Raw genomic sequence first — 13,852 nt, 5'->3', positions numbered from 1 at the left:
GTACCTCCTGGACCACTGCTTCTTCCCTCAGCGCCCCGACTGGCCGGACGTCGAGGACCGTTGGCCGGTGGTGCCCGCGACGACGATCGTGCGGCACATGATGGACGCGGCGGAGGCGGCGAGCCCGGGGTCGCGCGCGATCGCCGTGCACGAGGCCCGCTTCGACCGCTGGCTCACCGCCGCGCCGGCCGTCGACGTACGGGTGACGCTCACCCCGGCTCCCGGCCGTCCCGGCCGCGTCACCGTCGCCTTCGGCCCCACGGCCCGCGCTGTGATCGAACTCGCCGCGCACCACCCGGCACCGCCGCCGCCCGCCCCTCTCCCGGACGTCCCCGAACGGGCCCCCGAGCACACCGCGGCCGAGCTCTACCGCGACCGCTGGATGTTCCACGGCCCTCGGTTCCAGGGTTTGACCGAGCTGACCGCGATCGGCGAGCGGCACATCCGCGGAGTGATCACCGCGCCCGGCGCGCCGGGCGCGCTGCTGGACAACGTGGGCCAGCTGCTCGGCTACTGGATCATGGCGACCCGCAGCGAGCGGACCGTCGTCTTCCCTGTGCGGATGCGGCGGATCGGGTTCCACGGCCCGCCCCCGGTGCCCGGCACCCGGGTCACCTGCGTCGTGCGGGTCACCTCCCTCACGGACACCGTCCTGGAGGCGGACGCGGAACTGGCGGTCGGCGGCCGGGTGTGGGCCGTGATCGACGGTTGGCAGGACAGGCGTTTCGACAACGACCCGACGACCCGCCCGGCGGAACGCTTTCCCGAGCGCCACACCCTCTCCACGGTCCGGCCCGGCGGCTGGGCGCTGCTCCACGAGCGGTGGCCGGACCTGGCCTCCCGCGAGCTGATCATGCGCAACTCGCTCGGCGGCGCCGAGCGCGCCGAGTACGCGGCGCGCCCGCCGCGCGGCCGCCGGCAGTGGCTGCTCGGCCGGATCGCCGTCAAGGACGCCGTACGGCACTGGCTCTGGCAGCACGGCGAGGGTCCCGTCTTCCCGGCGGAGATCCGGGTCCACAACGACGGAACGGGCCGCCCGTACGTCACCGGCGTGCCCGGCCGCGCCCTGCCCTCGCTGGACGTCTCCCTCGCCCACCGGGCCGAGGCGGGCGTGGCGATCGTACGGCCGCACGGCTCGCGGCCCGGCCCCGGTATCGACATCGAAGAGGTCACCGACCGCGACCCGGCGACCCTCGCCGCCGCGCTCGGCCCGGCCGAACTGCGGCTGCTGCGCGCCCTGTCGGCGGACGGCACCCACGCAAAGGCCCTGTGGTTCACCCGGTTCTGGGCCGCCAAGGAGGCCGTCGCCAAGGCCGAGGGCGTGGGATTCGGCGGCCGTCCCCGGGACTTCGCCGTACTGGAGGCCGCTCCGGACGGCAGCCGGCTGCTCGTCTCGGGCCGCCTGGAGCACGCCTGCACCGTGCACTGCGTGCCCGTGGTGAATCCGCCCGGCCTGCCGCGGCGCGCCTATGTGGTGGCCTGGACGACCGGGCAGGGAGCCGACGGCGGACAACCCCCTGAAGGAGCAAAGGAGTACCCCCGATGAACCCCACCCAGCCGGCCCCCCCGCGGCCCACCGCCGACACCGTGCTCGCCGAGGTCACCGGCATGCTCCGCGAGGTACTGGCGGAGTACGGCGACGACGACGCGGTGATCGGCATGTCCACCACCTTCACCCGCGACCTGGAACTGGAGAGCATCGACCTCGTCACCCTCGCCGGACTGCTGGAGGAACGGTACGGGGGGCGGGTGAACCTCGCCGAGTTCCTGGCCGGGATGGAGTTCGACGAGATCATCGAGCTGACCGTGGGCCGGCTCGTGGAGTACGTGGTGCGGAGCCTGAGGACCGGGCGGGCGGGCTGAGCCATGGCGATGGTCGACACCGGCGGCATCCGGCTGCACGTCCAGCGCATGGGCCCGGCCGGCGACCGCCCCCCGCACGCCACGGTCGTCCTGGTGCACGGGCTGCTCACCGACAGCCTGGCCAGCTACTACTTCACCGTGGCGCCCGCGTTCGCGGCGGCCGGTCTCGACGTCGTCATGTACGACCTGCGCGGGCACGGCCGCAGCGAACGCCCGCACGAGGGCTACACCCTGGACCACAACATCGACGACCTCGCTGCCCTCCTCGACCGGCTCCGCGTCACCGGGCCCCTGCACCTCGTCGGCAACTCCTACGGCGGAACCATCGCCTTCGGCTACGCCGTACGGCACCCCGAACGGGCCGCGACCCTCACGCTCGTCGAGTCCGAGCCGGCGACCCCTGCCTGGGCGGCCAAGCTGGGCCGCATCCTGCGTCGCGTGGTGACCGAACTCGCGCACAACGAGCCCGAGGCGACCCGCTGGATCGCCACCCACCGGGGCCACAACACCGCCCGCCTCGCCAAGGGCGCGGCCCGCCTCGCCCGCGAGACCACCCTGGGCCGGGACATCCCCGCCAGCCGCGTGCTCACCGAGGAGCAGATCAGGTCCGTACGCTGCCCGGTCCTCGGCGTGTACGGCGGCGACTCGGACCTGGTGGAGCTGGTGCCGCTGCAGCAGGCGCGGCTGGCCGGCTTCCGGGCGGTCGTGCTGCCGGGGCACGAGCACTCGGTGCTGGTGGAGGCGCCGGGAGCCGTCGGCGGGCACATCCTGGAGCTGATCCGCGCGAAGGCGGGGGTACGGTGAGCGCGTTCCTCTTCGTCGTGCCGCCGCTGACCGGGCACATCAACCCGGCCGTCGGCGTCGCCGCCCGACTCGCGGTGCGCGGGCACCGGGTGGGCTGGGCCTGCGCCGACCCCGCGCTGGTGCGGCGGCTCGCGGGTGACGGCGCCGCGGTGTTCCCCTGCGCGGGCCCGGTGCCCGGCGCCGACGGTGCCGTACGACCGCCGGATGTGCGGGGCGCGGAGGCGCTGAGGTTCCTGTGGGAGTGGTACCTGCTGCCGCTGGCCGACGCCATGGCCCCGGGGGTCCGCGCGGCCGTCGCACGGTTCCGGCCCGACGTGGTCGTGGCGGACCAGCAGGCCTTCGCCGGTGCCTTGGTGGCCGAGCACCTCGGCCTGCCCTGGGCCACCTCCGCGACCACCTCGGCGGAGTTCAGCGGCGCCTACGACGGACTGCCGATGGTCGCCGGGTGGCTGCGGCAGCGCCTGAGCGAGCTGCGCACCCGCGTGGGCGACCCGTCCGGGACCGCCGACCCGCGCTTCTCACCCCATCTGCTGCTCGTGTTCAGCACCCCCGAACTCATCGGCCCACAGGCCCCGTCGGCGCCGCACGTCCACTACGTCGGCCCCTCACTCGCCGGCCGCCCGGACGGGCCCGGCTTCCCCTGGGGCCGGCTGGACCACGGCCGGGCGAAGGTGCTGGTCACCCTGGGCACGGCCAACGCCGACGCCGGCGCGCGCTTCCTCGCCGCGTGCCTCGCCGCGCTGCGGGAACGCGCCGACCGGGTCCAGGCGGTGCTCGCCGACCCGGGCGGCGCGCTCCCGGCCGATCCGGGCGACAAGGACGTGCTGATCCGGCCGTCCGTCCCGCAACTGCCGCTGCTGGCACGGATGGACGCCGTGATCTGCCACGCGGGGCACAACACGGTGTGCGAGGCGCTGTGGCACGGCGTGCCCCTCGTCGTCGCCCCCATCCGCGACGACCAGCCCGTGGTGGCCGGCCAGGTCGTCGACGCGGGCGCCGGTCTGCGGGTCAGGTTCGGCCGGGTCACCGCCGACCGGCTGGGCGCCGCCCTCGACACGGTCCTGCACGAACCCGCCCACCGGGCCGCCGCCGCCCGGCTCCGCACCGCGTTCCGCGCGGCGGGCGGCGCCCGGTCCGCGGCGGCCCGCCTCGAAGAACTGGCGGCCCGGAGCCGGTGAACCCCAGCGGCGGCGCACGAGCCGACGCACGACGCGAACGCGGAGAGCCGATGCGCGAGCACAGCGAGAGAACCGACCGGATCGCCGCCCTGCGCCCCGCCTACCAGGCCGACCTCGCCGCCGGCACGGACCGCTTCCTCGGCCCCCGGCGCGCCACCTGCCCCTGGTGCGGCTCGGCCCGCCTCACCCCGCGCCTGCGGACCACCGACCTGCTCCAGCACAAGCCGGGCCGCTTCACCCTCGACCGCTGCACCGACTGCGGGCACACCTTCCAGAATCCCCAACTGACCGAGGCGGGGCTGGAGTTCTATTACCGGGACTTCTACGACGGTCTCGGCGAGCAGCGGATGAGCGGCACCTTCGGCGGCCGGACCGCGATGTACCGGGGACGCGCCGAGGCGATGCTGCCGCACGACCCCGCCCCGAAGACCTGGCTGGACGTCGGCACCGGCCACGGCCACTTCTGCGAGACCGCCCGCACCGTGCTGCCCGGCACCGTCTTCGACGGGCTGGACTTCACCGACGGCGTCGAACTCGCCGCCCGCGAGGGCCGCGTGGACCACGCCCACCGCGGCGCGTTCCCCACCCTCGCCCCTGAACTCGCCGCCCGCTACGACGTGGTGAGCATGTTCCACTATCTGGAGCACAGCACCGACCCCGACCGCGAGCTGCGCGCCGCCCACGAGGTGGTGCGCCCCGGCGGACACCTGCTCGTCGAGGTACCCGACCCGGACAGCCGCCACGCCCGTCTCCTCGGGCGCTGGTGGCTGCCCTGGCTCCAGCCGCAGCACCTGCACCTGATGCCGGTCGCCAACCTGCGCCGGCGGCTCACCGAACTCGGCTTCACGGTGGTCGCGGAGCAGCACGCCGAAGCGCACGACCCGGTCGACCTGCTCGCCGCCGTCTGGCTGGCCCTGGACCACATCGCCCCGCGCGAGGACGCCCCCTGGCTGCCCGAGCCGCCTGGTGCCCCGCGGCGCGGCCTGCGAGCGGCCATCCTCCTTGCCGGGGTGCCCGCGCTGCTCACGGCCACCCTGCTCGACCGCTTCGCGCTGCGCCCGCGGGCGCAGCGACTCGGCCTGGCCAACGCCTACCGACTCGTCGCCCGCCGCGAGTGAGCGACGGCACACAACGCCCGGACACGGACCGGCGCTGACAGGACCGGGGAGTGCGCCGGGCGCCATCCGGCCGGCGAGGGTGCGCCGGCGAAGGGGGCCGGGGGCCGGGGGGTGGCGGTAGTCGGTCGGTGAGGGTGTGCCGGCGCGGGCGCCCGTGGTCAGACAGTGGCAACCGCTCGGAGAGCACCAGGCGGCCGGTCGCGTCGCCGCCGTCGCCGCCCCCGCCGACGGCCCGAGAGCCACCGGCGTCCGCACCGGCGCCGCGTCCCCCGCGGCACCGGGCGCGGGCACCACTGAGCCCGCCGTGCCGGCCGCCCGCTGGGCGGGCACCGCCGGACACCGGGATGTCCGAAACCCGAGGGCCGAGGGCCGGACGGTGCCGCCGGACAGGCGCGTGCGAGCCGCGATTCACCGCCGAGCAGGTAGCCTTCCTTGGGGCGCGCTTTACATGCCACGCCCCGTACGGCAATGGACAGGCGACCGGGGAGGAACCGGCGGTGCACGTGCAGGAATGGCTCGACTCGGTGCCCGCGGTCGCCGTCTACGCCGTGGTGGCCCTGGTCATCGGCATGGAGAGCCTGGGCATCCCGCTGCCGGGCGAGATCGTCCTGGTCTCGGCCGCGCTCCTGTCCTCGCAGCACTCCGGCGTCAACCCGGTGGTCCTCGGTGCCTGTGCGACCGCCGGGGCCGTGCTGGGCGACTCCATCGGCTACGCGATCGGCCGCAAGGGCGGGCGCCCGCTGCTGGCCTGGCTGGGCGCGAGATTCCCGAAGCACTTCAGCGCGGGCCATGTGGCCACCGCCGAGCGGTCCTTCCAGAAGTGGGGAATGTGGGCCGTCTTCTTCGGCCGTTTCATCGCCCTGCTGCGGATCTTCGCCGGGCCCCTCGCCGGCGTGCTCCACATGCCCTACTGGAAGTTCCTGATCGCCAACCTCCTCGGCGGCATCTGCTGGGCCGGCGGCACGACGGCCGTCGTGTACTACGTCGGCTTGGTCGCCGAGGACTGGCTGAAGAGGTTCTCCTACGTGGGACTCGCGGCGGCTGTCCTGGTCGGCCTCGCGTCCATGCTCGTCGTGAAGCGCAAGGCGAAGAAGGCCCAGGAGCAGCACGAGCGCGAAGCGGAACCGGTGAGCGCCGGAGAGTGAGCCTGCCCGCGCCTACGAGTGCACCTCGCGGTGCGTCTTGGCCAGCTCCGCGTAGAGGGTGCCGTTCAGGGTGACCCCCTGTCGCTCCTCCTCGGACAGCTCCCGCCTGACCTTCGCCGGCACCCCAGCCACCAAGGACCCCGGCGGCACCACCATGCCCTGCGGCACCAGAGCCTGGGCCGCGATGAGCGACCCGGCTCCGATCACCGCCCCGTTGAGCACGGTCGCCCCCATCCCGATCAGGCAGTCGTCCTCGACCGTGGCTCCGTGCACCACCGCGTTGTGCCCGATGGACACCCGCTCCCCGACGGAGACCGGGAACCCGGGATCGGCATGGAGAGTGACGTTGTCCTGCACGTTCGCGCTCGCCCCCACGGTGATCCGCTCGACGTCACCGCGCACGACGGCCCCGTACCAGACGCTCGCTCCCGCGTGCAGCGCGACGTCACCGATCACGGAGGCCGTGGGCGCCACGAACGCCTCGGGATCGATCCGCGGCTGCCTGCCCCCGATGCCCACGATCAGCGCCTTGTGCGTCATCACCGTCTCCTCGTGTCCATAATCCGCAGAAGTCCCCCGGGGTCCCCGGAGGTCCCCGGAGGTCCCCGTAAGTCCTCCCCGTAAGTCCCCCGAACCGTACGACACCCGCTGGGGCGAAGATCACAGCAGGCCGCCCTCTCGCCGGAGGCGACCGCTGAGTAACGTGACCCCGTGCCGAAGCGCAGGAACACGTTCTCAACATGGCGCCGCAGCCTGGCCCAGCGTGCCGTCCACAAGGCCTGGGCCTGGGCGCAGCGCGCGGGGTCGGTCACGGCCGAGCACCCGGCAGGGCTCCGCTTCGGCTCGATCGGCGAGGCCACCCGGCTCGCCTTCCCGCTCGGCACGGTGTTCGGCGAACCGTGGATCCACCTCGGCTCCTACTGCATCATCGCCGAGCAGGTCACCCTCACCGCCGGTCTCATGCCCGACCTGGACCTCGGGCCGGACCCGATCCTGCGCATCGGCGACGGGGTCGTCCTCGGGCGCGGCAGCCATGTCATCGCCGACACGACGGTCACCATCGGCAGCGACTGCTACTTCGGGCCGTACGTCTACGTCACCTCCACCAACCACTCCTACGACGACCCGCACCAGCCCATCGGCAGGCAGTGGCCCCGCATGGAGCCGGTGGAGATCGGCCCGGGCTGCTGGATCGGCACCGGAGCGGTGATCCTGCCGGGCGCGCGGATCGGCCGGAACGTCGTCGTGGCGGCCGGCGCGGTGGTGCGCGGCACGGTCCCGGACCACGCCGTGGTGGCCGGCGCGCCCGCCCGGGTCGTACGACGCTGGACCCTCGACGACGGCTGGCAGCCCCCGCTGCGCACCCCGGCCCCGGTCCCGATCCCGGACGGCACGACCCCGGCGCAGCTGCGCGCACTGGCGGAACTGGACGAGGCCGCGATGGCGCAGCTGGCCCGACTGGAACCCGAGACCTGAGCGAGTCGTCCGACCCCGACCGGTCGCGACACCGTACAGCGGCGCATGCCCGGCGACGGCTGGACGGCTCGGCCCGAGGGCTGAGCCCGGGCCGGCGGGCGCCGGTCAGCCGGTTGCCAGCAGGACCGTGCCCACCAGGGCCAGCCCGGCGCCCGCCGCCTGGATCGCCCGGAGCCGTTCGCTGAGGAAGCCGCGGGCGGCCAGTGCGGTCACCACCGGGTAGAGCGAGGCGAGGACGGCCGCGACGGTGACCGGTCCGTGCTGGGTGGCGATCGCGTACGTGCCGTTGGCCGCGGCGTCGGCCAGGCCCACGAAGGCCAGCGCGGGCAGTGCGGCGAAGGGGAAGCCGCCCTGCGGCACGGCGGCACCTGACCGCCGGACCGAGGCGGCGAGCGCGGCGCCGCCCACCGCGACGTTCGTCAGCCGCTGCACGAACAGCGCGAGAAACAAGCCGGTGACATCGGTCGAGGCCTCGGTGATGAGGGCGAACACCGTGCCGAAGCCGAGCGCCGCGATCAGTGTCAGCGCGATGGTGCGCCGCTGCACGGGTGCGCCCCGCAGCTGGGGACCGCCCGCCAGGACGACTCCGGTGACGGCGAGGGCGATGCCGGTGAACTGGAGCACTCCCGGACGCTCTCCGAGGACGAGGCCCACGCCGACGGGGACGGCCACACTGAGCGTGGCGAGCGGCGAGACGACGCCCATGGGGCCGAGCGCGAGGGCCTGGTAGAAGGAGAGCAGCGCCACCGGTCCGACGAGGCCCGCCGCGAAGGCGAACCACAGGCGGGGCCCGGCCTCGCTCCAGCCGCCCGTCGCGAGGACGATCGCGGCCAGCACGCAGGCCGCGATCGCCTGCGAGACGACGACCACCGTCAGCGCGGGGGTACGCCGCGTCAGCAGCCCGCCGCCGAAGTCGGCGAGCCCCCACAGAAGACTGGTGGTCAGGGCGAAGAATGCGGTCACGACGCCTCGCAGTACAGTTTGTTGACCGAACGGGTGCGCTTCACCGTAGTTCAGCGAACTGAACTGTGTCATCCCAAATAATGGACCATCTCAGGGGACGGAACGTGTCGGACCTCGAACTGCTGACCCAGTCCTTGGCACGCAATGTCAAGCACTGGCGGTCGGTGCGCGGCTTCACCCTGGACGTGCTCGCCGCCCGGGCCGGCGTCAGCCGCGGGATGCTCATCCAGATCGAGCAGGCCCGCACCAACCCGAGCATCGGCACGGTCGTGAAGATCGGTGACGCGCTCGGCGTCAGCGTCACCACGCTGCTGGACTACGAGCGGGGCCCCCGGGTGCGCATCGTCCCCGCCGACCGCGCGGTGCGGCTCTGGCACACCGAGGCCGGGAGTTACAACCGGCTCCTGGCGGGCACGGAGGCCCCCGGCCCCCTGGAGATCTGGGACTGGCGGCTGATGCCCGGTGAGCAGAGCCCGTCCGAGCCGCACCCCGTCGGCACCGTGGAGCTGGTCCATGTCACGGCGGGCGAACTGACCCTCACCGTCGACGGCGAGGACCACCTGGTCCCCACCGGCGCGAGCGCCTCCTTCGAGGCCCACCTCCCGCACGTCTACGCCAATCGCGGCGACGTCCCGATGGAGATGATGATGGCCGTCTCGGTGCCGCCCGTGCAGTGAGACGTCCCAGCGGCCGTCGAGGGCGCCTTGTTACCGTGCGGGCATGCGCGCACCCATCGGAAACTTCGACACCGTCATCCCGGTCCCCGTCTGCCTCGACGAGCTGACCGCCCCGGTCGCCGACGCCGTCCGCACCTGGCAGGCCGGCATCCCGGCCGACCGCGTCCTCTACGTCGAGACCGACCCCCGCTGGGCCGACACGGCCGTCTTCGTCGAGCACTACGGGCACGATCTGCTGGAGCGGTCCGCGAACTGCGTGGTGGTGGCAGGCAAGCGGGCGGGCCGGACCACGCTCGCCGCGTGCCTGGCCCTCTCCACCACCCGCGTCGACGTCAACGGCGTGGTGCGCCGTCAACTCGGCGTCCGCAAGGCCTCCTTCGCATCGATGGAGACGGCGACGGGCGAGACCGGCATGGAGTACGGCGGCATCACCCCCATCGGACTGCCCGCCGACTGGCCCCTCCTGGTGGACTCGGCCGTCGTCGACCTGCCCTACGTGCTCGTGGGCAGCGGGCGACGGCGCGGCAAGCTTCTGGTGCCGGGCAAGGTCTTCGCCGAGTTGCCCGGTGCGATCGTCCTGGACGGGCTCGGCGTGGCCTGACGGTGCCCCCGCGAGCCGCCCGGCGTCACCCCGCGAGGTGCTGGGCCGGCGCCGGATGCGGGTCCGCCTCTCTTGATGGACTCGGTGCAGAGGCTCTTCGCCGAGAAGTCGCCGGGGACCTCGCTCAGGCACACCCTCATGGTGGTTCCGTTCGAATACTTCTTGTCGAACTTGGAGGGGAAGGAGGCGTCCCAGTCGTCCGTGCTCTTCGCGGCTTTCTTACTGGATGCCGGCTTGCCATTGATGTAGAGCGTCAGCTTCGGCCTGCCCCAGATGCGATGAACCGGTACCAGCGCGCCGGCACGGCCGCCCGCGAACGCTTGATCTTCATAGGAACTTGACTCTCCGAAGGATTCACTCGGTCGAGCCCGTTTCCGGGCACCTGTCGGTGATCTTGTCGGAGGAATGCAAGGCACCGCCCCGCGCTTGCCCGTCCTTGATCAATTCGTGTGTTGTGATGTGCACATGCCATTGCGTGGCGAACGCCCTCAGCCACGGCCTCGCGGCCGTGGCTGAGGGCGTTCGCTTACCGCTGTGCGATCGAGATCAGTGCGCCGGGGCCTCGGTGACCACGACTTCCTCGATGTCGCGCTCGATCCGCTCGGACGTGGAGGCGGTCGCCTTCGCCCAGTAGTAGATGCCGACAGAGAACGCGGTGATGACGAGGATGTCCCACCACAGGCCGATGTGGCCCTGGCCGCCGAAGCCGCCCTGCCAGGAGATCAGGCCGATGCCCACCAGGTAGGCGGGCAGCCACTGCGCGGCCCGGAAGTCCATCCGGGGCGCGTCCGGCAGGTTCTTCTTGTGGGCGTAGAGGGCGTAGCCGCCGAGCAGCACGTAGCCAAGGACGATCGCCAGGCCGAGCCGCCACAGGGTGTCCCAGCCGGCCCAGTAGATGATCAGGTTGGCCACCACGAAGGACAGCGGGGACAGCACCTTGCCGAACGGCAGTCGGTACGGCCGCTCGCGGTGCGGCAGCTTGTCCGCGAAGACGCCGTACGCCAGCGGCGCACCGGCGTACATCAGCACGCTCGCCGAGGTGATGAAGCCGACCAGCTTGTGCCAGCTCGGGAACGGCAGGAAGCAGATCACGCCGGTCACGAAGGACATGATGAGACCGAACCACGGCACGCCGCGCGCGTCGGTCCGGGCGAAGACCTTCGGGGCGTAGCCGTTCTTGGCCAGGCCGTAGGAGACCCGCGAGGTGGCGGTGGTGTAGATCAGGCCGGTACCGCCGGGGGACACGATCGCGTCGAGGTAGAGGACACCCGCCAGCCAGCCGAGGCCCACCAGCGTCGCGATGCCGGCCCACGGGCCGCTGTCGCCCTTGAACGCGAGGTGCGCCCACCCGTGCGCGAAGCTGCTGTGCGGCAGCGCGCCGATGAACACGACCTGGAGCAGCATGTAGATCACGGCGCCGATCGCCACCGAGCCCAGCGTCGCGCGCGGCAGGTCCCTCTTCGGGTTGCGGCTCTCGCCCGCCAGCTGGATGGCCTGCTCGAAGCCGAGCAGCGCGAAGATGATGCCGCTGGTGCTGATGGCGGCCAGCACACCCTTGGCACCGAAGGGCGCGAAGCCCTCCGAGTGGAAGTTGGCCGGGTGGAAGTTGCCCACGGCGACGACGAAGATCGCGCCCAGAGGCACGGCGATCTTCCACCAGGTCGCGGCGCTGTTGGTGTGCGCCAGGGCCCGTACGCCGAAGAAGTTGACGCCGACGAAGACGGCCATGAGCAGGACCGCGACGACGAGGCCACTGGGGGTCAGCGTCTTGTCGGCGTTCTGGAAGTGCTGCGCCCACGACCAGTGACCGGCGTAGCCGATCATGGCCTCGACCTCGATCGGGGCCACGGTCGCGGCCTGGAGCCAGGAGAACCAGCCGAAGGACATGCCGGCCAGGCCGCCGAAGGCGTAGTGCGGGTAGCGGGCCGTGCCGCCCGCCACCGGGAACATGCCGCCGAGCTCGGCGTGTACAAGGGCGAGCAGCACGATGGCCACCGAGCCGATCACCCACGAGATGATCGCCGACGGACCGGCCTGGATGACCGCGTCGTGCGCGCCATAGAGCCAGCCCGAGCCGATGATGGAGCCAACCGAGGCCCACATCAGACCGATGAGTCCGACGTCCCGTCGCAGACCACCGGTGTCGCTCGTGGCTACCGGTGCAGCCTGGTCGACTTGTGCCATGTCAAGTGGCCCTCTCAGTTCGCATACGCAGAATTAACGAGGCCACAGGCTAGGAACGCTTTCCGTCATGGCAAAAGGCTGCTTACCAAAACTTGACTGAAGATCTTGTCCTTCTTGGCTACAGCCTTCACGCAGGTCAGACCGCGGAACCGAATGTCAATATTCAGCAGAAAATTGTGATGAAGAAGAAGAGACACTAGGGCAAAAGGGGAATTTCGATCGCCGGGCACCGGTCCATGACCATGTCCAGACCAGCCGCCCGGGTCCGTGCGTACGCAAACTCGTCGACGACTCCGAGCTGGAACCAGACCGCGCCGGCGCCCTTCGCCACGGCCTCGTCGGCCACCGCGCCGGCCAGTGAACTGTTGACGAAGACGTCCACCACGTCGACGGGGAAGGGGATGTCCGCGAGGGAGGCGTAGCCCCGCTCGCCGTGCACCGTCTCGGCCTTGGGATGCACCGGCACGATCCGCTTGCCGAACCGCTGGAGCACCTGCGCCACGCGGTACGCCGCCCGGCTCCGGTTGTCGGACAGGCCGACCACGGCCCAGGTGTCACCCAGCTCGGTCAGAATCCTGCGGATCGTCGCTTCGTCGCCGTACACGGCGGCCTCCTCGGGTTGCGCGGGATGTGTCGTCCGGGCGCCATCGCCCGGTGCCCGGGCAACATCACCCGGTGGACGGTGATTCCCGCCCCTCGCCCCGCCACGGCGTCCGGAATCTGCGCAATGTGCCTGCGTACGGCCGTCGGCCCGCCTACGCTCACCCCGTGCTGCGCATCCTCGACGCCCGAACCGGTGAGCCCGTCGCCGCCGCGCCCGCCCGCCGCGGCCTGACCCGCATCGAGGCGTACGCCTCCGGCCTCGACCTCACGGCCCTGCGTGTGCTGCTCACCGCCGACCTGCTCGTGCGCGCCCTGGAGCTGGGCGGCACCCCGGTCTGGGCGACCCTCACCGCCCCGCGCGACCAGCCCGAGCTCCGCACCGCCGCGACGGCCCTGGCCATCCGCCCCTTCGAGGACGGCCGCGACCTTGCCTCCGGCCTGGGCGAGGCACAGGCGATCCATGTGCTGAGCGACACGTCCGCCGCGGTGGGTGCCGGGCCGGTGATCGGCGTGGCGCCGGTGGTCTGGCAGGAGCCGCGGCCCGGCGCCCCGTCAGGTGCGCCGCCCTCCGCCGGTGACCGAACCGAGGGACGGCAGACGGGTCCGGTGCGGGCGGCCGACGTGCCCGTGGACGGGGCCCGGCGGCCGGACGCGGCCGGATCGGCCCGTATGGATCCGGCGGGCGGCCCGCCTTCGGAAGCCGCTGCATGGTCCGCCCCGGATCAGCAACCTTCCGGTCCGGCTCGGGCCACCGGACCTCGGCCCGACGACAGGCCTCCGGCTCCGCACGCGGACGCCGGCCGCTCCGTCCTCCGGCCCCCGCTCCCCGCCCTCCTCGCCGACCCCACCGCCCTCCGGCTGGCGCTCCTGTCCGTCCCGCGTGGCGCAACCCTGCGCCTGGACCCTGCGGTGCTGGACGAGGCCGCGCGGCGGCTGGAGGCGTGGCGGCGCACGGTCGCCGGATGGGCGCGACAGCCGTCGCGGCCGGTGCCGGAGGCGGTACGGGCGCGGCTGCGGGCCGCGTGGAGGACGACCTGGACCTGCCGGGCGTGCTGGCGGTGCTCGGGGACGTGGAGAAGGCCACGGACCTGCCCGACGGCGCCCGGTTCGAGACGTTCGCCCACGCCGACCGGCTGCTCGCGCTCGACCTCACCCGCGACCTCGGGATGCTCGCGTGATCGAGCGGGCGGGCGCGGGCCCGCTGCGCCGGCTGGTGGTGCTGCGGCACGCCAAGTCCGCG

Annotated in this window: 14 protein-coding genes and 1 pseudogene; 11 read left to right on the top strand and 4 right to left on the bottom strand. The window is 72.9% G+C overall.

All coding sequences use genetic code 11. From position 1 onward, the window contains the following. The 6 genes from ACLU3S_RS30995 to ACLU3S_RS30970 all read left to right on the top strand — a co-directional run. Positions 1-1,546 (top strand): 4'-phosphopantetheinyl transferase superfamily protein (locus ACLU3S_RS30995; protein ID WP_413955293.1); only part of this gene is annotated, 1,546 nt, incomplete at its 5' end. Continuing rightward, a complete protein-coding gene (locus tag ACLU3S_RS30990; RefSeq protein ID WP_413955292.1) occupies positions 1,543-1,863 on the top strand; it encodes an acyl carrier protein in 321 nt (106 codons plus the stop codon). The genes ACLU3S_RS30995 and ACLU3S_RS30990, both read left to right, overlap by 4 nt. Before the next feature lie 3 nt (positions 1,864-1,866). Further along, positions 1,867-2,667 carry an alpha/beta fold hydrolase gene (locus ACLU3S_RS30985; protein WP_413955291.1) on the top strand — a complete coding sequence of 267 codons (801 nt, stop codon included), beginning with the start codon at positions 1,867-1,869 and terminating at the stop codon, positions 2,665-2,667. Beyond that, the gene (locus tag ACLU3S_RS30980; RefSeq protein ID WP_413955290.1) at positions 2,664-3,845 is read left to right on the top strand and encodes a glycosyltransferase; all 1,182 of its coding nucleotides are present in this window, start codon (positions 2,664-2,666) and stop codon (positions 3,843-3,845) included. The genes ACLU3S_RS30985 and ACLU3S_RS30980 overlap by 4 nt, the downstream gene beginning before the upstream one ends. A 50-nt stretch (positions 3,846-3,895) precedes the next feature. Next, entirely contained in the window at positions 3,896-4,963 is a 1,068-nt protein-coding gene (locus ACLU3S_RS30975) for a class I SAM-dependent methyltransferase (RefSeq protein ID WP_413955289.1), read from the top strand. Between the two features lie 497 nt (positions 4,964-5,460). Then, complete coding sequence (locus ACLU3S_RS30970) at positions 5,461-6,108, top strand: DedA family protein (protein WP_413955288.1); 648 nt, start codon at positions 5,461-5,463, stop codon at positions 6,106-6,108. Positions 6,109-6,120: 12 nt separating this feature from the next. Here the strand turns inward: ACLU3S_RS30970 and ACLU3S_RS30965 are convergent, their stop codons facing one another. Then, on the bottom strand, positions 6,121-6,648 hold the full coding sequence (locus ACLU3S_RS30965; protein ID WP_413955287.1) for a gamma carbonic anhydrase family protein: 528 nt from the start codon (positions 6,646-6,648) through the stop codon (positions 6,121-6,123). Between the two features lie 171 nt (positions 6,649-6,819). Here ACLU3S_RS30965 and ACLU3S_RS30960 point away from each other — a divergent pair, with 171 nt between their 5' ends. Then, positions 6,820-7,584 (top strand): acyltransferase, encoded by a 765-nt coding sequence (locus ACLU3S_RS30960; RefSeq protein WP_413955286.1) that lies wholly within the window; start codon positions 6,820-6,822, stop codon positions 7,582-7,584. Positions 7,585-7,689: 105 nt separating this feature from the next. Here the strand turns inward: ACLU3S_RS30960 and ACLU3S_RS30955 are convergent, their stop codons facing one another. Then, positions 7,690-8,547 carry an EamA family transporter gene (locus ACLU3S_RS30955; RefSeq protein WP_413955285.1) on the bottom strand — a complete coding sequence of 286 codons (858 nt, stop codon included), beginning with the start codon at positions 8,545-8,547 and terminating at the stop codon, positions 7,690-7,692. A gap of 104 nt (positions 8,548-8,651) precedes the next feature. On the opposite strand from ACLU3S_RS30955, the gene ACLU3S_RS30950 reads away from it, so the two are divergent. Further along, entirely contained in the window at positions 8,652-9,224 is a 573-nt protein-coding gene (locus ACLU3S_RS30950; RefSeq protein WP_413955284.1) for a helix-turn-helix domain-containing protein, read from the top strand. 43 nt (positions 9,225-9,267) lie between these two features. After that, a complete protein-coding gene (locus tag ACLU3S_RS30945) occupies positions 9,268-9,825 on the top strand; it encodes a YbaK/EbsC family protein (RefSeq protein ID WP_413955283.1) in 558 nt (185 codons plus the stop codon). A gap of 546 nt (positions 9,826-10,371) precedes the next feature. On the opposite strand, the gene ACLU3S_RS30940 is transcribed toward ACLU3S_RS30945, so the two are convergent. Then, complete coding sequence (locus ACLU3S_RS30940; protein ID WP_413955282.1) at positions 10,372-12,009, bottom strand: APC family permease; 1,638 nt, start codon at positions 12,007-12,009, stop codon at positions 10,372-10,374. A 196-nt stretch (positions 12,010-12,205) separates the two neighbouring features. Further along, entirely contained in the window at positions 12,206-12,613 is a 408-nt protein-coding gene (locus ACLU3S_RS30935) for a CoA-binding protein (RefSeq protein WP_413955281.1), read from the bottom strand. Between the two features lie 164 nt (positions 12,614-12,777). Here ACLU3S_RS30935 and ACLU3S_RS30930 point away from each other — a divergent pair. Beyond that, positions 12,778-13,164, top strand: a pseudogene (locus tag ACLU3S_RS30930) (hypothetical protein); the annotation flags it as partial. Between the two features lie 410 nt (positions 13,165-13,574). Continuing rightward, entirely contained in the window at positions 13,575-13,790 is a 216-nt protein-coding gene (locus tag ACLU3S_RS30925; RefSeq protein WP_413955294.1) for a hypothetical protein, read from the top strand. Positions 13,791-13,852 lie beyond the last annotated feature (62 nt).

Source organism: Streptomyces sp. AF1A (genome assembly GCF_047340315.1).
Lineage (GTDB): Bacteria > Actinomycetota > Actinomycetes > Streptomycetales > Streptomycetaceae > Streptomyces.
The sequence above is the reverse complement of the archived record's forward strand: the minus strand, read 5'-3'. Positions and strand labels throughout refer to the sequence as shown.

What these genes read in the sequence shown, in the direction of transcription:
- ACLU3S_RS30945 (WP_413955283.1), top strand. Translation starts at nt 9,268, where the DNA reads ATGCGCGCACCCATCGGAAACTTCGACACCGTCATCCCGGTCCCCGTC.
- ACLU3S_RS30985 (WP_413955291.1), top strand. Translation starts at nt 1,867, where the DNA reads ATGGCGATGGTCGACACCGGCGGCATCCGGCTGCACGTCCAGCGCATG.
- ACLU3S_RS30925 (WP_413955294.1), top strand. Translation starts at nt 13,575, where the DNA reads ATGGGCGCGACAGCCGTCGCGGCCGGTGCCGGAGGCGGTACGGGCGCG.
- ACLU3S_RS30940 (WP_413955282.1), bottom strand. Translation starts at nt 12,009, where the DNA reads ATGGCACAAGTCGACCAGGCTGCACCGGTAGCCACGAGCGACACCGGT.
- ACLU3S_RS30965 (WP_413955287.1), bottom strand. Translation starts at nt 6,648, where the DNA reads ATGACGCACAAGGCGCTGATCGTGGGCATCGGGGGCAGGCAGCCGCGG.
- ACLU3S_RS30975 (WP_413955289.1), top strand. Translation starts at nt 3,896, where the DNA reads ATGCGCGAGCACAGCGAGAGAACCGACCGGATCGCCGCCCTGCGCCCC.
- ACLU3S_RS30990 (WP_413955292.1), top strand. Translation starts at nt 1,543, where the DNA reads ATGAACCCCACCCAGCCGGCCCCCCCGCGGCCCACCGCCGACACCGTG.